The following is a 20,249-nucleotide window of genomic DNA, read 5'->3' as shown; positions in this document are numbered from 1 at the left end:
AAGAGAGATTAGAAGAACACAGTAAAAAAAGAATAGAAAAAAGTGATAGACGTCTAGTCAAAAGAGATAGTAGATCATATTCTATTGTATAGTGAATCTGCTATTTGGCCATGGGAGAGTCACTAGAGGGTATTTGACGATAAATGGACGGAAAAAAAAGTCACTTTCATAATAGGGGATGAAAGTGACTTTTTATGTTTAGCTGAGAGGAAATTGAAGAGAAAAAGAAGAGCCATCTTCTGTTTCTTTATTGACGGCGACTGTGAGTATTTGATTTTCGCATTCGGCTTGAATGGTTTTGTCATTAAAATAAAAAGGAAGCATCATTTGTTTTTCAAAAGTCTGTCCTGACGATTTGACAGTTAAGATGAACTCGCATCCAGAAAGGGTAACTGTTACTTGTGTAGGCTGTAAAAAAGTCAGATCCGCTTCTATAATATACTGCTGACTTGTTTCATATAAATCAATAGGCAATGTTTCGTCGTACCAGGCGAAGGGGTCTTCAAAAAATTGCCGAAGCCATTCATCCATACTATCGAAATCATTCGCATCGTTGCGTTTTGAATGGTTCATGGAAGCATTCCTCCACATATCAACCTTGCTTTACATCATATGCGGTGGATTATAAATGGGTGAACGCATAAAAAAACAGACACTAAGGTCTGCTTTTCTTACATATCATGGCTTGAGTTGTGCTTTTGTCTTGTATGGTTTCGGTTCTTTACTTTTTTGCTTCCGCTTAGAGGCTCAGGTTGGCCGGGATTGTGTCCTTTAGGGGCGTTTTTATGCATATCTTTACTTGTATTCTTATTGGTCATAAAATGAGAACCTCCTTAAAAGAGTTCGGTGTTATTGATTGGTTTTTCTTTTTTTGTTATTTTGGCGTTCTGCTTCAGTCAGTACAAGCTGGTCGTTTTCAATATAGCCGGCGCCTTTGCCTTGGCTTTTTGCGTCATTCATTCCGTTAATGACGTGATTCGCTTTTCTTTTGACCATCATTATCACCTCAATCATAATATGGCTTCTTTTATTGTGTTATATGAGAGAGCGTAAACAGTAAAAATTACCGGTACATTTTTCTCATAAGTCTAACTTATTGTATTTAATAAAAACATTGATATTTACTTATGTATGATTTTGTTTTAATATGAAATTGTGAGAAAATTGTGATGGAATGTAATGTTCATCTGAGAATGATCTGATCTGAAGGGGGATTTTGGAGAATGGCAAACGAGCAAAAAACTGCAGCAAAAGACGTTTTCCAAGCGAGAAAAACGTTTACTACAAATGGGAAAACATATCATTACTACTCTTTAAAAGCGTTAGAAGATTCAGGTATAGGAAAGGTTTCGAAGCTTCCTTATTCCATCAAAGTTCTTTTAGAATCAGTATTGCGTCAAGTTGACGGCTTCGTTATCAAAAAAGAACACGTGGAAAATTTGGCAAAATGGGGAACTGCCGAATTAAAGGATATCGACGTTCCGTTCAAACCGTCTCGTGTTATTTTACAAGACTTCACAGGGGTTCCGGCAGTAGTAGATCTGGCTTCACTGCGTAAAGCAATGGCAGCTGTCGGCGGAGATCCTGATAAAATCAACCCTGAAATTCCTGTTGATCTTGTTATCGACCACTCTGTACAGGTAGATAAAGCGGGTACAGAAGATGCATTAGCAGTAAATATGGACTTGGAATTCGAAAGAAATGCAGAGCGCTACAAATTTTTAAGCTGGGCAAAGAAAGCGTTTAACAATTATCAGGCAGTACCGCCTGCAACAGGTATTGTGCACCAGGTCAACCTTGAGTTCTTGGCAAGTGTTGTCCATGCCATTGAAGAAGACGGCGAGCTTGTAACGTATCCTGATACGCTTGTCGGAACAGACTCACACACAACAATGATTAACGGTATCGGTGTTCTCGGCTGGGGTGTCGGTGGAATTGAAGCTGAAGCGGGAATGCTTGGACAGCCTTCTTACTTCCCAGTTCCAGAGGTAATCGGCGCGAAACTTGTCGGCAAGCTTCCGAACGGAACAACAGCTACTGACTTGGCGTTAAAAGTAACACAAGTGCTGCGTGAAAAAGGCGTTGTCGGTAAATTTGTTGAATTCTTCGGACCGGGAATTGCTGAACTGCCGCTTGCAGATCGCGCAACAATTGCGAATATGGCTCCGGAATACGGTGCTACATGCGGATTCTTCCCAGTAGATGAAGAAGCGCTTAACTACCTGCGCCTGACTGGCCGTGATCCTGAACATATTGATGTTGTTGAAGCATACTGCAGAAGCAATGGCTTGTTTTACACTCCAGATGCGGAAGACCCTCAATTTACTGATGTGGTTGAAATTGACCTGTCTCAAATTGAAGCAAACTTATCGGGTCCAAAGCGTCCTCAGGATTTGATCCCGCTATCTGCTATGCAGGAAACGTTTAAAAAGCAATTAGTCAGCCCTGCAGGTAACCAAGGATTCGGTTTAAATGCTGAGGAAGAAAATAAAGAAATTAAGTTTAAACTCCTTAACGGCGAAGAAACAGTTATGAAAACGGGTGCGATCGCCATTGCTGCGATTACAAGCTGTACAAATACATCAAACCCATACGTTCTGATCGGCGCCGGACTGGTAGCGAAAAAAGCGGTTGAGTTAGGGCTTAAGGTGCCTAATTACGTGAAAACGTCACTTGCACCGGGTTCTAAAGTTGTTACAGGATATCTTGTGAATTCAGGCCTTCTTCCATACATGAAAGAGCTTGGCTTTAACCTCGTTGGGTACGGCTGTACAACATGTATCGGGAACTCAGGTCCGCTTTCACCGGAAATCGAAGAAGCGGTTGCGAAAAATGATCTTCTGATTACGTCTGTCCTTTCCGGAAACCGTAACTTTGAAGGACGTATTCACCCGCTTGTTAAAGGCAACTATCTTGCTTCACCGCCGCTTGTTGTGGCATATGCGCTGGCTGGAACGGTAAACATTAACTTAAAAACCGATCCAATCGGTGTGGGCAAGGATGGTCAAAACGTATACTTTAATGATATTTGGCCGTCAATGGACGAAATCAATGCACTTGTTAAGCAAACTGTTACGCCAGAGCTATTCCGCAAAGAGTATGAAACAGTATTTGATGACAACAAGCGCTGGAACGAAATTGAAACAACAGATGAAGCTTTATATAAATGGGATAACGATTCAACTTACATCCAAAACCCACCATTCTTTGAAGAGATGTCTGTTGAGCCAGGCAAGGTTGAGCCATTAAAAGGACTGCGTGTTGTCGGTAAATTCGGCGATTCAGTCACAACTGACCATATTTCTCCTGCGGGGGCAATCGGAAAAGATACGCCTGCCGGAAAGTATTTGCAAGAAAAAGGTGTTTCACCTCGTGACTTTAACTCCTACGGCTCCCGCCGTGGAAACCATGAAGTCATGATGAGAGGAACATTTGCCAACATTCGCATCAAAAACCAAATCGCACCGGGTACAGAAGGCGGATTTACGACGTACTGGCCGACTGGTGAAGTAACATCCATCTATGATGCATGCATGAAATACAAAGAAGATAAAACCGGTCTTGTCGTATTAGCAGGAAAAGACTATGGTATGGGATCTTCACGTGACTGGGCTGCAAAAGGAACAAACCTTCTCGGCATCAGAACGGTCATTGCAGAGAGCTTCGAAAGAATTCACAGAAGCAATCTTGTATTCATGGGTGTGCTGCCGCTTCAGTTTAAACAAGGTGAAAATGCGGATACACTCGGCTTAACGGGTAAAGAAGTCATCGAGGTAGATGTTGATGAAACAGTTCGTCCTCGTGACCTTGTGACTGTAAGAGCAATCAATGAAGACGGCAATGTAACAACTTTTGAAGCAGTCGTCCGCTTTGATAGTGAAGTTGAAATTGATTACTACCGCCATGGCGGCATCCTTCAAATGGTGCTTCGTGAAAAAATGAAGCAGTCCTGATGAATCAATAGGAAGAGAAGGCATTTCGCTTTCTCTTCTTTTTATGACACAATGTGCTGCGGAGGTGGCATATGCTGAAAAAATGGCTCGCAGGGATCCTGCTTATCATGCTAGTCGGTTATACGGGATGGAATTTATATCAAACATACAGCAAAAAAGAAGTCGGAATTCAAGAGGGGCAACAAGCACCTGATTTTTCTTTGAAAACGCTATCAGGAGAGAAAAGCTCTTTACAGGATGCAAAAGGCAAAAAAGTGCTGCTCAATTTTTGGGCAACTTGGTGTAAGCCGTGCCGTCAGGAAATGCCTGCGATGGAAAAGCTGCAAAAAGAGTACGCCGACAAACTTGCGGTTGTTGCGGTAAATTTCACTTCAGCTGAGAAAAGTGAGAAACAGGTCCGAGCGTTTGCTGATACTTATGACTTAACGTTCCCCATTCTGATTGATAAAAAAGGGATCAATGCTGACTATAACGTGATGTCATATCCAACGACATATATCTTAGATGAAAAAGGTGTTATCCAAGACATACATGTTGGCACCATGACAAAAAAAGAAATGGAACAAAAACTGGATCTTGATTAGATTCAGTTTTTTTTTTATGCTCAGATATGCTTACAAGTTTTCAGAATTGGAAAAAATAAAAGAATATGCGGAGGTGAGAAGCGTGAAGAAGATGAGAAAACGTTCTTTTCATGAGCTCGTCATGGAAAACAAAAAAGAGCTGATGACCAATACAGAGTATTTAAATCAGCTTGAGGAAAAGCTTGAACAGCGATTTAAGCAAAAATAACCTTTAATTTGTATTCATGTTTACCCCTCCTTTTGAGAAACCTATCTGTTGAGGAGGGATAAACATGGGAAACAACAAGAAAAACGGTCAGCCTCAATATGCTCCAAGCCACTTGGGTACAAAGCCTGTAAAATATAAAGCCAATAAAGGGGAAAAAATGCATGATACTTCAGGACAGCGGCCGATTATCATGCAGACAAAAGGCGAGTAGCGAAAATTCGAGTTTATTTCTAGGAGGTACATCCGAATGACAAAGAACCAAAATCAATATCAGCAGCCTAATCCTGATGATCGTTCTGACAATGTGGAAAAATTGCAGGATATGGTTCAAAATACAATTGAAAATATAGAAGAAGCAGAAGCATCAATGGAGTTTGCTTCAGGAGAAGATAAACAGCGTATCAAAGAAAAAAATGCAAGGCGCGAACAGAGCATTGAAGCGTTTCGTAATGAAATACAGGACGAATCTGCAGCGAGACAAAACGGATACCGTTCTTAAAAAACCAGGGAAACCTGGTTTTTTTCTTTCTGATTTGATTATGGTAAAATGGGGCTAAATTGACGTTAAGGGAGCAGAGTAATCTTGCATGTATCAAAAAAAGAAATAGAAGTGCGTTATGCAGAAACAGATCAAATGGGGATTGTCTATCACGCAAATTATCTTGTGTGGATGGAGGTCGGCAGAACGGCCTTGATTAAGGACTTAGGCTTTTTATATAGTGATATGGAAAAAAAAGGCGTTCTGTCCCCAGTCGTTGATATCAATATTTCCTATAAAAAGCCGCTTCATTACGGAGAAACCGCGGTTGTACATACATGGATAGAGGAATATAACGGCTTTAAAACCGTCTATGGTTATCACATTTATAATCCGGCCGGTGAGCTTTCCATCAAAGCCACCTCATCTCATATTTGTGTGGATAAAGAAAGCTTTAAGCCAATTCAATTCCGCAAAGCTTTTCCTGATTGGCACACATCATATGAAAAGGCCAAAAAATAGGGAAGTGAATGGGATATGGCGTTTGGTGTGAAACGGGAGGAACTTAACCGGTGGAAACAAGCAGTGAAAAGAGGAGAAATCGCATTTTTAACACATTACTGGCTGGATGACCGATTTCCAGAAGCAAGGACCGTGACAAAAGCCGGTTGTGCAGACATTGATAAGCTGGTTCAGTGGGGAGCGGCGTACGGGTTAAAAAAAGAATGGATCCATAAGAAAAGTGAATTTCCTCACTTCGATCTGCTGGGTGAAACACAAAAATATGTTTTGGAACAAGAAAACCTAACCGATCATCTTATACGATTTCATTTGTAAAAAAAGAACGCACATGAAGTGCGTTCTTTTTTATTGGTATTCAAAAACCGGTTCATCAGCGTCTTCTGAATAGCTGACGAGAAGGTCGTGGTTATCAAAGTACCATAAATCACTTTCTTCAATAAAGAAGGTAATGCCATCAGCTTCTGCAGTGACTCCAGCCTCTTGTGGGGCATCTTTCGCTACACCGAGAGAAAAACCCTTTTGAACGTTGCTACAGCCTCCATAGCGGACGAAAAAGCGAACCTGGTCTCCGCTTTCCAAATCGAGTTCTTCTTTATACCAGTTCAATGCGTCTTCGTTAATTGTCATATTCATAACAGAACACCCCTTTGTTCTTCATTTGAATTTTCTCTATTATAAACGTATTAGGCTATTCTGTGTCAAAAGAGAAGTTTTTTAAGCTTATAACCATTTTACTTTAGGTTCTGTTTTATTGATAATTCGTTTAATGTTCGCTCGGTGTCTGTATATCACAAAAATAGTGAGCAGGGTAACGACAATCAATAAATACGTATCATGGACAAAGAAACTATATATAACAGTATAGATCCCTGTTAACATCGATGAGAGAGAAACAAATTTAGTCAAGTATAAAAAGATGAAGAATACCGCAACCATCGTGATAAATAACAGGGGTGCGTAAAATAGCAAAACGCCTCCTGATGTCGCCACGGCTTTACCGCCTTTAAATTTGGCGAAGATGGGAAACACGTGGCCTAAAACCGCAAAGACTCCTGCAAGAAGCGGGTGAATATCAACATGCATGAGAAAAGGCAATGCAGTTGCCAGTGTCCCTTTCAAAATATCTCCGGCTATGACGACCGAACCAGCTTTTACACCCAATGTACGGAATGCATTGGTAGCGCCTAAGTTGCCGCTTCCGTGCTCCCGAATATCAATTCCCTTGGCAAGCTTGCCCACAATTAAGCCAGATGGAATGCTGCCTATCAAGTAGGCCAAAATAATCAATAAAGCAATTAACATCTACATTTCTCCTTTTTCAAATTCCCTTCTTTTTATTTTAACATGAGATGTCATGATCTGATGATAAGTTTTTTTGTAAAGTTTGCTTACAAATCCAATCAAACATGCATCATATTTTGATTTCTCCTGTTTTGATCGTGTAAAATAAGTGGAAAAGGAGTGACACACGATGCAAAACCCTTCTAAAGCGGAAATTAAAGAGATTCTTCAAAGAAGCAAACGTATAGCGGTAGTAGGGCTTTCAGACCGTCCGGATAGAACGTCACATATGGTTTCAAAAGCAATGCAGGACGCGGGTTATGAAATTATCCCTGTGAATCCTACAATTGATGAGGCGCTAGGTGTCAAAGCCGTTTCATCTTTAAAAGAGATTGACGGTCCGATTGACATCGTAAATGTATTCCGGCGCTCAGAACAGCTTCCTGGAGTGGCGGAAGAGTTTTTAGAGACAGATGCGCCAGTATTTTGGGCACAGCAAGGGCTAGTTAATGAGGAAGCATACCAGATGCTAAAAGAAAAAGGCAGAACGGTTATCATGGATCTGTGCATAAAAGTGGCACACGCTGTAACAAAATAGGTGCAGAACTGCAAAAATCCTTGTAAATTCAAGGATTTTTGCTTTTTAATTTTAAGATATTGTTTGCGTATTACGGTGAAACAGATACAATAAAGCTTGAACAGCTTTTTTTGAATACCTTGTCCAGCTGGGTTTCGGCCGTTCGATTTGCGAAGGTCTGCTGCTTTATATATAATAAACAAACATACGTTCTCATAGTGTGAAAACAGCACTAGCCGATGTTTTGAGAAGAACTGATTCGTTAGCTCTATGTTGCGATTGCAAACATATTGGTTATAATGAGGAGTCCAAGGCAGTACTGGCTCGAGGCGAGGTTTATAAAAAATATCTTATATACAAATGATGTGTAACACTGAAAAAGAGAAAGACAATGTTAGTTTTTGAAAGGGGTTTGTACGTTTGGCTAGAAAACAGCAATTTGATTACAACGAAGATGCCATACAGGTGCTCGAAGGCCTTGAGGCTGTCAGGAAAAGGCCGGGTATGTATATTGGCTCTACTGACGCGCGGGGTTTGCACCACTTGGTTTATGAAATTGTAGATAACTCTGTCGACGAGGTGCTTGCCGGCCATGGAGATCACATAATCGTCAAAATACATAAAGACAATAGTATTTCTGTACAGGATAGAGGCCGCGGCATGCCGACCGGAATGCATAAGCTCGGCAAACCAACCCCTGAAGTGATTTTAACGGTGCTTCATGCCGGAGGAAAATTCGGCCAAGGCGGCTATAAGACAAGCGGCGGGCTCCACGGGGTTGGTGCATCAGTCGTGAATGCTTTATCTGAATGGCTGACGGTTACCATTGAGCGGGACGGTTTTGTCTATCAGCAGCGATTTGAAAATGGAGGAAAACCGGTTACTTCTCTCGAAAAGATCGGCAAAACAAAAAAGACGGGAACTCTTACACACTTTAAGCCAGATCCAACGATGTTCAGCACAACCACTTATAATTTTGAAACGCTCTCTGAGCGCTTAAGAGAGTCTGCGTTTTTGTTAAAAGGATTGAAAATTGAGCTGATTGATGAACGCAATGACCAGCATGAGGTTTTTTATTATGAAAACGGCATAGAAGCGTTTGTTGCTTACTTAAATGAAGAAAAAGACGTCTTGTCTGAAGTGGTCTCGTTTGAGGGGGAGCATCATTCTATAGAAGTGGACTTTGCGTTCCAGTTTAACGATGGTTATTCTGAAAATATTTTGTCGTTTGTCAACAATGTCAGAACAAAAGACGGCGGGACGCATGAGTCAGGTGCAAAAACTGCGATGACACGTGCTTTTAATGAATATGCACGAAAAGTGGCTTTGCTGAAAGAAAAGGATAAGAACCTTGAAGGCACCGATATAAGGGAAGGGCTTTCAGCCATTATTTCTGTCCGCATTCCTGAGGAGCTTCTTCAATTTGAGGGACAAACAAAAGGAAAGCTCGGTACCAGTGAAGCAAGATCAGCGGTGGATGCGATTGTTTCAGAGCAGCTTGCTTACTTTTTAGAGGAAAATCGGGACACCGCAACGCTTCTTGTCAAAAAAGCAATCAAGGCGAGCCAGGCGCGCGAAGCGGCACGCAAAGCCCGTGAAGAAGCAAGAAGCGGCAAAAAACGAAAAAAATCAGAAGCGACTTTAAGCGGAAAGCTGACGCCTGCGGGTTCAAGAAACCCGGCAAAAAATGAATTGTATCTCGTTGAGGGAGATTCAGCAGGCGGGTCAGCCAAGCAGGGACGAGACCGCAGATTCCAGGCGGTTCTGCCTTTACGCGGTAAAGTCATTAATACAGAAAAAGCTAAGCTTGCTGATATCTTTAAAAATGAAGAGATCAATACGATCATTCATGCGATCGGCGGGGGAGTCGGGGCAGATTTCTCAATCGATGACATCAACTACGACAAAATCATCATTATGACCGATGCCGATACTGACGGCGCCCATATTCAAGTGCTGCTTCTTACCTTTTTCTATCGCTATATGAAACCGCTCATTGAGCATGGCAAGGTGTTCATTGCCCTGCCACCTTTATATAAGGTCAGTAAAGGAAGCGGGAAAAAGGAAATCATTGAATATGCATGGTCTGATGAAGAGATGGGTGATGTCCTGAAAAAAGTCGGCAAAGGCTATACCATTCAACGATATAAGGGTCTTGGAGAGATGAACGCAGACCAGCTGTGGGAAACGACGATGAATCCGGAGTCCCGCACACTTGTTAGGGTCAAAATTGACGATGCGGCACGTGTAGAGAGACGTGTGACGACGTTAATGGGAGACAAAGTAGAGCCGCGCAGAAAGTGGATTGAGAAAAACGTCGCTTTCGGCTTAGATGAAGAAAGCAATATTTTAGAAAATGAAAACTTATCGGTCGCTGAGGAGGTTTAATGATTGTCACAGCCAGAATTATTTCATGATTTACCATTAGAAGAGGTGATCGGCGACCGTTTTGGACGCTACAGTAAATATATTATTCAAGACAGGGCGCTGCCCGATGCGAGAGACGGATTAAAGCCGGTACAGCGCAGAATTCTGTATGCAATGCATACAGATGGAAACACGTTTGATAAAAACTTCAGAAAAGCGGCCAAAACGGTCGGTAACGTCATCGGTAACTATCATCCGCACGGTGACAGCTCGGTTTATGAAGCAATGGTGCGGATGAGCCAGGATTGGAAAGTTCGTAATGTGTTAATCGAAATGCATGGAAACAATGGAAGCATCGACGGAGATCCCCCGGCAGCCATGCGTTATACAGAGGCACGATTATCTCCGATTGCATCTGAGCTTCTTCGGGATATTGACAAAAACACGGTTGAATTTGTGCCGAACTTTGATGATACAAGCAAGGAGCCTGTCGTACTCCCGGCGATGTTCCCTAACCTATTGGTCAACGGATCTACCGGGATTTCAGCAGGATACGCGACCGACATTCCCCCTCATCATCTGGGAGAAGTCATTGATGCTGTCATTAAGCGTATTCAAATGCCATCTTGCTCTGTTGATGAACTCATGGAAGTCATTAAAGGGCCTGATTTTCCGACAGGCGGTATTATTCAGGGCGTTGACGGGATAAGAAAAGCTTACGAAACCGGAAAAGGAAAAATCATTATCCGCGGAAAGGCTGAAATTGAAACAATCAGAGGCGGACGAGAACAAATTGTCATTACTGAAATTCCATTTGAAGTAAATAAAGCAAACCTTGTAAAAAAAATGGACGAGTTCCGTATTGATAAAAAGGTTGAAGGCATCTCAGAGGTTCGTGATGAAACGGATCGAACAGGGCTGAGAGTGGTCATTGAACTCAAAAAAGAAGCTGATGCCAAAGGCATTTTGAATTTCTTATATAAAAATACTGATTTGCAGATCACATATAACTTCAATATGGTGGCTATCCATAACCGCCGTCCGATGCTGATGAGCCTGCCGTCTATTTTGGATGCATATATCGGACACCAAAAGGAAGTTGTCACAAACCGGTCCGTTTACGAGCTTCAAAAAGCAAAAGACAGACATCATATCGTAGAAGGGCTCATGAAAGCTTTGTCTATTTTGGATGAAGTGATTGCAACAATCCGTTCTTCTAGCGATAAACGTGACGCTAAAAACAATTTGATCGCCAAATATGAATTTACAGAGCCTCAGGCTGAAGCCATCGTGTCATTGCAGCTATATCGTTTAACCAATACCGATATCACAGCGCTTAAGGAAGAGGCAGAAGAGCTCGGTAAAAAAATTGAAGAGCTCGAATCTATTCTGAGCAATGATAAAAAACTGCTAAAAGTGATTACAAACAGCTTAAAAGCACTGAAAAAGAAATATGCAGATACGAGACGCTCCGTGATTGAAGAAAAAATTGAAGAAATTAAAATCAATCTCGAAGTCATGGTTGCATCTGAGGATGTATATGTAACCGTTACGAAGGATGGTTACCTAAAACGGACGAGCCAGCGCTCATTTGCCGCTTCCAACGGTCAGGACTTCGGAATGAAAGATACGGACAGGATGCTGCATCAGTTTGAAATGAATACGACAGACGTGCTGCTGCTCTTTACGAACAAAGGAAGCTACATCTATTGTCCTGTTCACCAGCTGCCTGATATCAGATGGAAGGACATGGGCCAGCATTTTTCAAATCTGATCACTATTGACCGTGATGAAACGATTGTAAAGGCTATACCGATAAAAGAATTTGATCCGTCGGCATATCTTCTATTCTTTACGAAAAACGGTATGGTGAAAAAGACAGAGCTCACCCATTATAAAGCACAGCGTTATTCTAAGGCGCTTGTAGCCTTAAATCTGAAGGGTGAAGATGAACTGATTGATGTACATGTAACAAATGGGGAAAGCCAGATCTTTATGGCCACTCACTTAGGGTATGGTCTATGGTTTGGAGAAGACGAAGTGAATGTAGTTGGCGCGCGTGCGGCAGGTGTCAAAGGGATTAACTTAAAAGAGGATGACTTTGTTGTCTCCGGTGAGATCCTTCAGCAATCTGATTCAATTGTCTTGTTCACACAGCGGGGAGCGGTAAAACGCATGAGTCTTTCTGAGTTCGAGAAGACATCCCGCGCAAAACGCGGTGTCGTAATGCTAAGGGAACTGAAAAAGAATCCTCACCGAGTTGTAGCACTGTTCGCTTGCGGTCTTGAACAGCGACTAATGGCAGAAACAGAAAAAGGCGACAGAAAAGAACTGCAGGCAAAAGAGTTGCGGACAAACGACAGATACAGCAATGGCTCTTTCTTTTTTGATGAAGAGGAATCAGGCAAGGTTACAGCTGTTTGGCGCCTTCATACAGAACAATAATAAAAAACCCGCTCATACTATATGAGCGGGTTTCGTTTGTTTTTTATCAGCTTTCATGGTTGGTGAATAGATCTGTTACAGCATGAATGACTTCAATCCCCTGCCATACAAATAAATTCAGCGCTGTGAAAGAAAATAAGCCTAAAATCACCATTCTTAAGATAAACAACATGTTTAACAGCCTCCTCATATTTTCGTTACATAATCGGGTGATGTTGAACATGAAGTTTGCCGAAATAAGACGATTGATAAAATTTGGCCAGTATAAAGCTTTTTTTCCGCTGACGTCTGCGGGAGTATCCCGTACTTTTGCTTTCAGCGGTCAGCAGCAGAACAGCCATTGCCCATAAAGCGGTCAGCGTAAATGCCCCTGTGATGGATTTCTTCTCATCATCAGCATTTTGGCCGGCTTTCATCTCATGCATTTCCTGCTGGTCGGCTACGGCTTTATAATGATGGCCGATATCAAAGGCGTGGGGAATTGAGAACAAATGAAAACTGGCAATCGCCAAGAATAAGATGGATGCTTTCAATATCGTTACTTTTTTCAAATGATCTCCCCCCTCCTTTAATATTACTGAATATTTTTATAATAATACCCCAATCCATCCTAAAAGTAAACCTGATTTATTAAATTTAAAAATAAAATTAACTTTGTTAAGTATATATCTTTTTGCTTATTTTTGAAAGAGTTTTTGAAAGAGAAAACTTCTTTTATTAGCGTATGTATACCCGGTTTATGGTGTGAATAAAAACATATTTTAAATGATATGTTTGTTGTTTAGGGTTTATTACTTTATTTATGTGCTAAATCAAAGAGAAAGGCAAGAGAATGGGAAGAAATGATTACATTGTTAATAGGGCACTCTTTTATAAAAGCCAGCTTGCAAGGAATGTTTTTATTCGTAGGAAAATAATAGAGAAGGGGTCGACAGAGTAACATCTGGCTACGACAATATTCTTCTCGAAAAAACTTCCTAATTCGTCATATTGTGATATAATAAAACTCGTTATGTTAAAAAATCTAACATCAAAATCGAATTCGTATTGAATTGATGAAAACGGGAGGTAAATATGGAGTCTTTTTTCAATAGTTTGATTAATATTCCAAGTGATTTCATCTGGAAATACCTATTTTATATTTTAATAGGGCTTGGATTATTTTTTACCATACGTTTTGGTTTTATCCAATTCCGTTATTTTATTGAAATGTTCAGAATAGTAGGGGAGAAGCCGGAAGGAAATAAAGGTGTTTCATCTATGCAGGCATTCTTTATTTCGGCCGCATCCCGAGTCGGCACAGGGAATTTGACTGGTGTAGCCTTAGCAATTGCGACAGGCGGACCAGGCGCTGTATTTTGGATGTGGGTAGTAGCTGCAGTAGGCATGGCTTCAAGCTTTGTTGAGAGTACGTTAGCGCAGCTTTATAAGGTGAGAGACGGGGAGGATTTCCGCGGAGGCCCGGCTTACTATATTCAAAAGGGTCTTGGTGCCAGATGGCTTGGCATCGTTTTTGCAATTTTAATTACCGTCTCATTCGGCTTGATTTTTAACGCTGTTCAAACAAATACAATTGCTGGAGCATTGGATGGCGCATTCCATGTGAATAAAATAGTTGTAGCCATAGTTCTGGCGGTTTTAACTGCGTTTATCATTTTCGGCGGTTTAAAACGTGTTGTCGCTGTTTCACAGTTAATTGTGCCGGTTATGGCAGGCATTTATATTCTTATCGCTTTATTTGTTGTCATCACGAATATTACGGCTTTCCCTGGCGTTATCGCTACAATTGTTAAAAATGCTTTAGGTTTTGAACAAGTCGTCGGCGGCGGAATAGGCGGCATCATCGTTATCGGTGCGCAACGCGGACTTTTTTCAAACGAAGCAGGAATGGGGAGCGCACCAAACGCGGCTGCGACGGCTCATGTATCCCATCCGGCAAAGCAAGGCTTTATTCAAACATTAGGCGTATTTTTCGATACATTTATCATATGTACGTCCACAGCATTTATTATTTTGCTGTACAGTGTAACGCCAAAAGGCGACGGCATCCAAGTCACACAGGCTGCTCTTAACCATCATATTGGAGGCTGGGCGCCGACTTTCATCGCAGTCGCAATGTTCTTGTTTGCATTCAGTTCAGTTGTCGGCAACTATTATTATGGCGAGACAAACATTGAATTTATTAAAACAAGCAAAACATGGCTGAACATTTACCGTATCGCTGTAATTGCTATGGTTGTGTATGGATCTTTATCAGGCTTCCAAATCGTTTGGGATATGGCGGACCTCTTTATGGGTATCATGGCGCTGATCAACTTAATTGTGATTACGCTGCTGTCAAACGTTGCCTACAAAGTGTATAAAGATTACGCGAAACAGCGTAAACAAGGACTTGATCCTGTATTCAAAGCGAAAAACATCCCAGGGCTGAAAAACGCTGAAACATGGGAAGATGAGAAACAAGAAGTATAATATAAATATAAAACAAAGCTGCATTCAATAGTTGAATGCAGCTTTTTCATTATTGGAAATAAATTTAATTTTTCGACTCGAATGAAAAATGACGTGTAAAGTCCCAATTCAGTCCAGTTTTCTTTGTTCTATATGTGTCATGTGTGTCTTATTCATTGGAGGTAGAGCAAATTGACAGGCTTTTAAACCTCCCAAAAACAAGAAATTAGGTTGATAGACAATCATGAGAAAGATTTTTACAATGAGTTCGTGCTCATAAGAAGTGTAGAGCCAAAATGATGCGAAGGAGGAAAAGATCAGATATGAAACGGTCAATCTCTATTTTTATTACGTGTTTATTGATTACGTTATTGACAATGGGCGGCATGATAGCTTCGCCGGCATCAGCAGCAGGGACAAAAACGCCAGTAGCCAAGAATGGCCAGCTTAGCATAAAAGGTACACAGCTCGTTAACCGAGACGGTAAAGCGGTACAGCTGAAGGGGATCAGTTCACACGGATTGCAATGGTATGGAGAATATGTCAATAAAGACAGCTTAAAATGGCTGAGAGATGATTGGGGTATCACCGTTTTCCGTGCAGCGATGTATACGGCAGATGGCGGTTATATTGACAACCCGTCCGTGAAAAATAAAGTAAAAGAAGCGGTTGAAGCGGCAAAAGAGCTTGGGATATATGTCATCATTGACTGGCATATCTTAAATGACGGTAATCCAAACCAAAATAAAGAGAAGGCAAAAGAATTCTTCAAGGAAATGTCAAGCCTTTACGGAAACACGCCAAACGTCATTTATGAAATTGCAAACGAACCAAACGGTGATGTGAACTGGAAGCGTGATATTAAACCATATGCGGAAGAAGTGATTTCAGTTATCCGCAAAAATGATCCAGACAACATCATCATTGTCGGAACCGGTACATGGAGCCAGGATGTGAATGATGCTGCCGATGACCAGCTAAAAGATGCAAACGTTATGTACGCACTTCATTTTTATGCCGGCACACACGGCCAATTTTTACGGGATAAAGCAAACTATGCACTCAGCAAAGGAGCACCTATTTTTGTGACAGAGTGGGGAACAAGCGACGCGTCTGGCAATGGCGGTGTATTCCTTGATCAATCGAGGGAATGGCTGAAATATCTCGACAACAAGACCATCAGCTGGGTGAACTGGAATCTTTCTGATAAGCAGGAATCATCCTCAGCTTTAAAGCCGGGGGCATCTAAAACAGGCGGCTGGCGGTTGTCAGATTTATCTGCTTCAGGAACATTCGTTAGAGAAAACATTCTCGGCACCAAAGATTCGACGAAGGACATTCCTGAAACGCCATCAAAAGATAAACCCACACAGGAAAATGGTATTTCTGTACAGTACAGAGCAGGGGATGGGAGTATGAACAGCAACCAAATCCGTCCGCAGCTTCAAATAAAAAATAACGGCAATACCACGGTTGATTTAAAAGATGTCACTGCCCGTTACTGGTATAAAGCGAAAAACAAAGGCCAAAACTTTGACTGTGACTACGCGCAGATTGGATGCGGCAATGTGACACACAAGTTTGTGACGTTGCATAAACCAAAGCAAGGTGCAGATACCTATCTGGAACTTGGATTTAAAAACGGAACGTTGGCACCGGGAGCAAGCACAGGGAATATTCAGCTCCGTCTTCACAATGATGACTGGAGCAATTATGCACAAAGCGGCGATTATTCCTTTTTCAAATCAAATACGTTTAAAACAACGAAAAAAATCACATTATATGATCAAGGAAAACTGATTTGGGGAACAGAACCAAATTAGTTAAGCTTTTTTTTGGCGGACATCAGTAACGATGTCCGTTTTTATCATCTAATAGGAGGTTTGCGTTGTGGATGAAATACTGAAACAGTATATGGTGCTGTATAAAAAAATGAGTAATATGATAAATGGTCCCGACTATCCAGGTAAGGAAAAAGACATCCAGCATCAAAAAGATCAGATCGAAGTTTACGAAAAACAGCTGCAGCAAGGATTTTCTACAGATTATGACTATGATGTGTTTGCTGATTCTGTTATCAAATGCGCATATGGCGATATGACGCTGGAAGATTTAGAAGCCGTTTATTATGGATTGACAACACCATTTTTTTGATTTGTCATTCAGCAGTAAAATTTCAATTTCTGTCTCACTAACTTAAGTATACTTTGATATTGAGACAGAAATTTATTTATTTTGTTTACTTCCTAGAATATATATTATGTAAACTAGAAAAGATGAAGATTAAAGCTTTGCTGTTTTTATGTACATCCTTTCTTCTTCCTGTAATTCAGCAACAAAATAAAAAAGCGATTTCCCAATCGGAAAATCGCCAATTCAGACACTCTATTATTTATGTGTGTCTTTGTGCTCTTAACGATTTACAACAAATGTTGTCACGCTTTGAGCTGGAAGATGAGCCCAAAAATGATTGCCTGATACAGTGAGATTCGTTCCAGGTTGTAGATTGCTGCTGCTGCTCGTGATCCATCTAGATACGTTTGAAGCAGATCCATTCTGCAAAACAAAGTTTTGGTTGACTCCTGTGTTGCTTTTATTGATGGCAACAATAACGACCTTGTTGTCACCTTTATAGGCTGACACGTAAACGTTCGCATTAGGGTTTTTCGTTGCATCAATCCTTACATAGCCGGGACGCACAAACTTTGAGAAATGAGCCATATTGTAGCCGCGTTTGCTGATCGTACCATCTTCTTTCATAGGTCCATATGATCTTCGGATGTACCACCATACATAAGCTTGAAAGTCCCCCTCTACCATCGCATTGTGAATATGCTGTGAAACATCCAATGCCTCAGGCCATCGATCCGCCGAGTTGTTATCACTGTTTGGATAGTATACTTCCGTCATCCAAAGGTCCTTCCCCGCTCCTTTTTGTTTGAAAAGAGGATAAGGGAATTGGCTGACCTGTGTGCCGTACAGGTGAGTTCCGAGAATATCCATATTGGCAAAAGCCTGCGGATCGTTCAAAATCGGGTCCGACAAATTCTTCAAGTATTGAAATGACTCAGGCGCAATGACGCGGGCATTGATTGAGCCGGCGTTTTCTCTCATAAAGCGAAGTATTTCTTGCGGCGTCCACCACGTCCACTCGTGAGCGTAATCAGGCTCGTTTTGTACCGAAATCGCGTAAAGATTCACACCATTATTCTTCATGAAGGTAACAAAATCGTTAAGATGCTGCGCGTATGCTGCGTACTTGTTGTATTTCAGCCGTTTAGCCGATGTGTCACCATTACGATTAAAGGTCTCAACCATATCACTTGGAGGATTCCAAGGAGAAGCAAAAACGATTGCTCCATGTTTGACCGCACTCTTTGCAGTCTCCACCTCTTTATACCAATTATTTCGATTTTCATCTACATGAATTCTTAAGATTGAAAATCCTAACTGGTTCTGTCCATTGCCAAAAGCAGTTTCTCTTTGAGCTGCTGTAAGATCCCCAATCCAAGCCGGGTGATTCATCCCTCCAAAACCGCGAATCACTTGTTTCTCTGCAGATACATTAACTGTTACATCACTGGCTGCCAAAACTTCAGTAGCGCCTGGCCCTAACATGACTGGCAACATAGTGAAACATACTAATAATACACAAATTGTTTTTTTAATGCGTGGAATCATTTATTCCTCTCCTTCGTCATGTGTCTTTTACGGTATTAAAAAATCTGCATGGCATATCCATAATGGCGGGCTGTTCCGGTGATGGCTCGTACTTCACCCGCCTCGTTTTTAAGCGGTCCCATTACGAGTGCTATCTTTGCGTAAACTGCCAGTAATCAAAATTAAACAAGTTTCCTGTACCTGTTCCGGTAAATACAAAGAATACTTTGTGCACACCGGTTGCCCCGCTTACTGCAGTTTCTATTTCTCTCCACGTTTGCGCTCCGCCTGTTGAAGGCACATTCAGAGTTCCAACAAGCTTACCGTCTGCACTATCGAGGCGCACTTCTATTTTCCCGCCTAAAGTGGATGCTACATTTGCTTTAAATGACCTGGCACCGCCCGCTCCGAAGTCTGCATTTCCTACAGCAATCCAGTCTCCATTTTGAATGCTTGTTACATGCTGATTATTTACTGGCCCGCCGGGTGCTGTGGACTTCTCTGTCAAAATGCGTCCATTCCAAGCAAACGTTTCAGCTTCTACCCGGTTATAAGGATTCAAATTGGAAAGCTGTGTTACACCTGCATAATTTGCTGCTACCTCTTGGATGGATCCATCTGGGTTATGCACCAGCTTATTAATATGGGGAGAACGGTATCCTTTGCCGGCCCCGAACAGAGCGGAACTGACAGTTTGCGCGTGGTACACCACATACCACTCGTTTTTAAAATTGAAAACAGCATGATGGTTGTTTCCGCCACCTCCGAAAAATGCACCCGGATTTTTCAGGAAATGCCCTCTATATGTAAAGGGGCCCATGGGACTTGAACTGGTCATGTAGCCGATCTCACCCGGGGGTTTATCGGCCGGGTGCGTGCCGCCGAAATTGATGCAATAGGAGTAATAATATGTTCCGTTATACTTGTGCAATCCCGAATCTTCAAACATGAAAGGCGCATCAATTGTAGATGCACTTCCAACAACACTCGTCATATCAGGCCCTAATTTTATGACCCTTGCCGTTTTAGGATTGGCCCATTGTCCCTGCGTTGGATTTGAACCGCCAGGAACGCCTCCGCCAGCATACAGGTAACCGGTTCCGTCGTCATCTACAAATACTGCCGGATCAAAAAGCCATACAACACCAGACATTCCTGGCGTACTTGGCGTTACGAGCGGTTTTCCGATTGGGTCGGTCCATGGACCAATCGGGCTGTCTGCGGTGAGAACCCCGATACCTCCGCCGCTGTTTGCGAAATAAAGGAAGAATTTATCCTTGCCATTAATTTTTTTAACTGCGATTGACGGTGCCCATGACGCACCTGCCCATTTTGCAATTCCACGGCCTCCATTAGCTCCATTGGCACCTGCTACCGGAATGGCTCCGTGGTCTGTCCAGTTCACCATATCCGCTGAAGATATGACGAATACTCTATTCAAATTGGCAAATGAATTATCTTTAATTGTTCCGTTGCTATTATATTCATAGTCATCACTTGACATATAGATGTAGACTCTTCCGTTATAGGTCAGCGCAACCGGATCCGCTCCCAAATGATGGTCGATAAGCGGGTTTGAATTCCCTATATGTTTTGCAATTGTAGTACCTGTGGCAGCATACGCAGACTTTCCAGATAAACAGCTCAATAGTAAAGCAAAAACAAATAAACATACGCTACACTTTTTCCTCATCACTTAACAGCCTCCTTTTTCCTTAAAATG

General features: G+C 41.8%; 22 protein-coding genes. 13 read left to right on the top strand and 9 right to left on the bottom strand.

What is annotated here, in order from left to right:
• Positions 1-198: 198 nt before the first annotated feature.
• The 3 genes from cotM to sspO all read right to left on the bottom strand — a co-directional run bounded on the left by cotM (position 199) and on the right by sspO (position 996).
• Positions 199-591, bottom strand: coding sequence for an outer spore coat protein CotM (cotM, locus tag MKY10_RS12030; protein WP_015251997.1), 393 nt, complete (start codon positions 589-591; stop codon positions 199-201).
• Positions 592-671: 80 nt separating this feature from the next.
• On the bottom strand, positions 672-818 hold the full coding sequence (locus tag MKY10_RS12025; protein WP_003221237.1) for a small acid-soluble spore protein P: 147 nt from the start codon (positions 816-818) through the stop codon (positions 672-674).
• 31 nt (positions 819-849) lie between these two features.
• Complete coding sequence (sspO, locus tag MKY10_RS12020) at positions 850-996, bottom strand: acid-soluble spore protein SspO (protein ID WP_003244839.1); 147 nt, start codon at positions 994-996, stop codon at positions 850-852.
• A gap of 227 nt (positions 997-1,223) precedes the next feature.
• On the opposite strand from sspO, the gene acnA reads away from it, so the two are divergent.
• The 7 genes from acnA to MKY10_RS11985 all read left to right on the top strand — a co-directional run bounded on the left by acnA (position 1,224) and on the right by MKY10_RS11985 (position 6,060).
• Entirely contained in the window at positions 1,224-3,953 is a 2,730-nt protein-coding gene (gene acnA / locus MKY10_RS12015) for an aconitate hydratase AcnA (RefSeq protein ID WP_003245728.1), read from the top strand.
• A gap of 71 nt (positions 3,954-4,024) precedes the next feature.
• Positions 4,025-4,537: a redoxin domain-containing protein gene (locus tag MKY10_RS12010; RefSeq protein ID WP_003244797.1), complete on the top strand. Its 513-nt coding sequence runs from the start codon at positions 4,025-4,027 to the stop codon at positions 4,535-4,537.
• 82 nt (positions 4,538-4,619) lie between these two features.
• Positions 4,620-4,745 carry an FbpB family small basic protein gene (locus MKY10_RS12005; protein ID WP_003244964.1) on the top strand — a complete coding sequence of 42 codons (126 nt, stop codon included), beginning with the start codon at positions 4,620-4,622 and terminating at the stop codon, positions 4,743-4,745.
• Between the two features lie 64 nt (positions 4,746-4,809).
• On the top strand, positions 4,810-4,956 hold the full coding sequence (gene sspN, locus MKY10_RS12000) for an acid-soluble spore protein SspN (protein ID WP_003231569.1): 147 nt from the start codon (positions 4,810-4,812) through the stop codon (positions 4,954-4,956).
• A gap of 36 nt (positions 4,957-4,992) precedes the next feature.
• Positions 4,993-5,244: a small acid-soluble spore protein Tlp gene (tlp, locus tag MKY10_RS11995; RefSeq protein WP_003231568.1), complete on the top strand. Its 252-nt coding sequence runs from the start codon at positions 4,993-4,995 to the stop codon at positions 5,242-5,244.
• Between the two features lie 84 nt (positions 5,245-5,328).
• Complete coding sequence (locus MKY10_RS11990; protein WP_048654896.1) at positions 5,329-5,745, top strand: YbgC/FadM family acyl-CoA thioesterase; 417 nt, start codon at positions 5,329-5,331, stop codon at positions 5,743-5,745.
• Between the two features lie 15 nt (positions 5,746-5,760).
• The gene (locus MKY10_RS11985) at positions 5,761-6,060 is read left to right on the top strand and encodes a hypothetical protein (RefSeq protein ID WP_021479774.1); all 300 of its coding nucleotides are present in this window, start codon (positions 5,761-5,763) and stop codon (positions 6,058-6,060) included.
• Between the two features lie 30 nt (positions 6,061-6,090).
• Here the strand turns inward: MKY10_RS11985 and MKY10_RS11980 are convergent, their stop codons facing one another.
• Entirely contained in the window at positions 6,091-6,378 is a 288-nt protein-coding gene (locus tag MKY10_RS11980) for a HesB/YadR/YfhF family protein (RefSeq protein ID WP_003231562.1), read from the bottom strand.
• A gap of 87 nt (positions 6,379-6,465) precedes the next feature.
• The gene (gene plsY, locus MKY10_RS11975) at positions 6,466-7,047 is read right to left on the bottom strand and encodes a glycerol-3-phosphate 1-O-acyltransferase PlsY (RefSeq protein ID WP_003231560.1); all 582 of its coding nucleotides are present in this window, start codon (positions 7,045-7,047) and stop codon (positions 6,466-6,468) included.
• Positions 7,048-7,216: 169 nt separating this feature from the next.
• Here plsY and MKY10_RS11970 point away from each other — a divergent pair, with 169 nt between their 5' ends.
• The 3 genes from MKY10_RS11970 to parC all read left to right on the top strand — a co-directional run bounded on the left by MKY10_RS11970 (position 7,217) and on the right by parC (position 12,415).
• Positions 7,217-7,624: a CoA-binding protein gene (locus MKY10_RS11970; protein WP_003245606.1), complete on the top strand. Its 408-nt coding sequence runs from the start codon at positions 7,217-7,219 to the stop codon at positions 7,622-7,624.
• Between the two features lie 399 nt (positions 7,625-8,023).
• Entirely contained in the window at positions 8,024-9,991 is a 1,968-nt protein-coding gene (parE, locus tag MKY10_RS11965) for a DNA topoisomerase IV subunit B (protein WP_014479944.1), read from the top strand.
• Positions 9,992-9,994: 3 nt separating this feature from the next.
• Positions 9,995-12,415, top strand: coding sequence for a DNA topoisomerase IV subunit A (parC, locus tag MKY10_RS11960; protein WP_014479945.1), 2,421 nt, complete (start codon positions 9,995-9,997; stop codon positions 12,413-12,415).
• A gap of 46 nt (positions 12,416-12,461) precedes the next feature.
• Here parC and MKY10_RS11955 read toward each other — a convergent pair whose 3' ends face one another.
• Both MKY10_RS11955 and MKY10_RS11950 read right to left on the bottom strand, forming a co-directional pair.
• Positions 12,462-12,587 (bottom strand): hypothetical protein, encoded by a 126-nt coding sequence (locus tag MKY10_RS11955; protein WP_003231548.1) that lies wholly within the window; start codon positions 12,585-12,587, stop codon positions 12,462-12,464.
• Between the two features lie 25 nt (positions 12,588-12,612).
• Positions 12,613-12,966 (bottom strand): hypothetical protein, encoded by a 354-nt coding sequence (locus MKY10_RS11950; protein ID WP_003245190.1) that lies wholly within the window; start codon positions 12,964-12,966, stop codon positions 12,613-12,615.
• Between the two features lie 523 nt (positions 12,967-13,489).
• Between MKY10_RS11950 and MKY10_RS11945 the strand changes: the two genes are divergently transcribed.
• From MKY10_RS11945 to MKY10_RS11935, 3 genes are all read left to right on the top strand, one after another.
• Positions 13,490-14,887, top strand: coding sequence for an alanine/glycine:cation symporter family protein (locus tag MKY10_RS11945; RefSeq protein ID WP_014479946.1), 1,398 nt, complete (start codon positions 13,490-13,492; stop codon positions 14,885-14,887).
• A 302-nt stretch (positions 14,888-15,189) separates the two neighbouring features.
• Positions 15,190-16,689: an endo-1,4-beta-glucanase EglS gene (gene eglS / locus MKY10_RS11940; RefSeq protein WP_015251994.1), complete on the top strand. Its 1,500-nt coding sequence runs from the start codon at positions 15,190-15,192 to the stop codon at positions 16,687-16,689.
• Positions 16,690-16,756: 67 nt separating this feature from the next.
• Positions 16,757-17,020: a YnfE family protein gene (locus tag MKY10_RS11935; protein WP_003231535.1), complete on the top strand. Its 264-nt coding sequence runs from the start codon at positions 16,757-16,759 to the stop codon at positions 17,018-17,020.
• Positions 17,021-17,278: 258 nt separating this feature from the next.
• Here the strand turns inward: MKY10_RS11935 and xynC are convergent, their stop codons facing one another.
• Positions 17,279-18,547, bottom strand: coding sequence for a glucuronoarabinoxylan endo-1,4-beta-xylanase XynC (xynC, locus tag MKY10_RS11930; RefSeq protein WP_339225874.1), 1,269 nt, complete (start codon positions 18,545-18,547; stop codon positions 17,279-17,281).
• 130 nt (positions 18,548-18,677) lie between these two features.
• Positions 18,678-20,219 carry an alpha-L-arabinofuranosidase gene (gene xynD / locus MKY10_RS11925; RefSeq protein ID WP_015251992.1) on the bottom strand — a complete coding sequence of 514 codons (1,542 nt, stop codon included), beginning with the start codon at positions 20,217-20,219 and terminating at the stop codon, positions 18,678-18,680.
• Positions 20,220-20,249: the final 30 nt, after the last annotated feature.

The sequence above is a fragment of the Bacillus sp. FSL P4-0290 genome (genome assembly GCF_037975435.1).
Taxonomy (GTDB): Bacteria; Bacillota; Bacilli; order Bacillales; family Bacillaceae; genus Bacillus; species Bacillus subtilis.
The sequence above is the reverse complement of the archived record's forward strand: the minus strand, read 5'-3'. Positions and strand labels throughout refer to the sequence as shown.

Excerpts from the sequence above, each read along its gene's own strand:
- cotM (WP_015251997.1), bottom strand. The coding sequence starts at position 591 with ATGTGGAGGAATGCTTCCATGAACCATTCAAAACGCAACGATGCGAAT.
- MKY10_RS12025 (WP_003221237.1), bottom strand. The coding sequence starts at position 818 with ATGACCAATAAGAATACAAGTAAAGATATGCATAAAAACGCCCCTAAA.
- sspO (WP_003244839.1), bottom strand. The coding sequence starts at position 996 with ATGGTCAAAAGAAAAGCGAATCACGTCATTAACGGAATGAATGACGCA.
- acnA (WP_003245728.1), top strand. The coding sequence starts at position 1,224 with ATGGCAAACGAGCAAAAAACTGCAGCAAAAGACGTTTTCCAAGCGAGA.
- MKY10_RS12010 (WP_003244797.1), top strand. The coding sequence starts at position 4,025 with ATGCTGAAAAAATGGCTCGCAGGGATCCTGCTTATCATGCTAGTCGGT.
- sspN (WP_003231569.1), top strand. The coding sequence starts at position 4,810 with ATGGGAAACAACAAGAAAAACGGTCAGCCTCAATATGCTCCAAGCCAC.
- tlp (WP_003231568.1), top strand. The coding sequence starts at position 4,993 with ATGACAAAGAACCAAAATCAATATCAGCAGCCTAATCCTGATGATCGT.
- MKY10_RS11985 (WP_021479774.1), top strand. The coding sequence starts at position 5,761 with ATGGCGTTTGGTGTGAAACGGGAGGAACTTAACCGGTGGAAACAAGCA.
- MKY10_RS11980 (WP_003231562.1), bottom strand. The coding sequence starts at position 6,378 with ATGAATATGACAATTAACGAAGACGCATTGAACTGGTATAAAGAAGAA.
- plsY (WP_003231560.1), bottom strand. The coding sequence starts at position 7,047 with ATGTTAATTGCTTTATTGATTATTTTGGCCTACTTGATAGGCAGCATT.
- MKY10_RS11970 (WP_003245606.1), top strand. The coding sequence starts at position 7,217 with ATGCAAAACCCTTCTAAAGCGGAAATTAAAGAGATTCTTCAAAGAAGC.
- MKY10_RS11955 (WP_003231548.1), bottom strand. The coding sequence starts at position 12,587 with ATGTTGTTTATCTTAAGAATGGTGATTTTAGGCTTATTTTCTTTCACA.
- MKY10_RS11945 (WP_014479946.1), top strand. The coding sequence starts at position 13,490 with ATGGAGTCTTTTTTCAATAGTTTGATTAATATTCCAAGTGATTTCATC.
- eglS (WP_015251994.1), top strand. The coding sequence starts at position 15,190 with ATGAAACGGTCAATCTCTATTTTTATTACGTGTTTATTGATTACGTTA.
- xynC (WP_339225874.1), bottom strand. The coding sequence starts at position 18,547 with ATGATTCCACGCATTAAAAAAACAATTTGTGTATTATTAGTATGTTTC.
- xynD (WP_015251992.1), bottom strand. The coding sequence starts at position 20,219 with ATGAGGAAAAAGTGTAGCGTATGTTTATTTGTTTTTGCTTTACTATTG.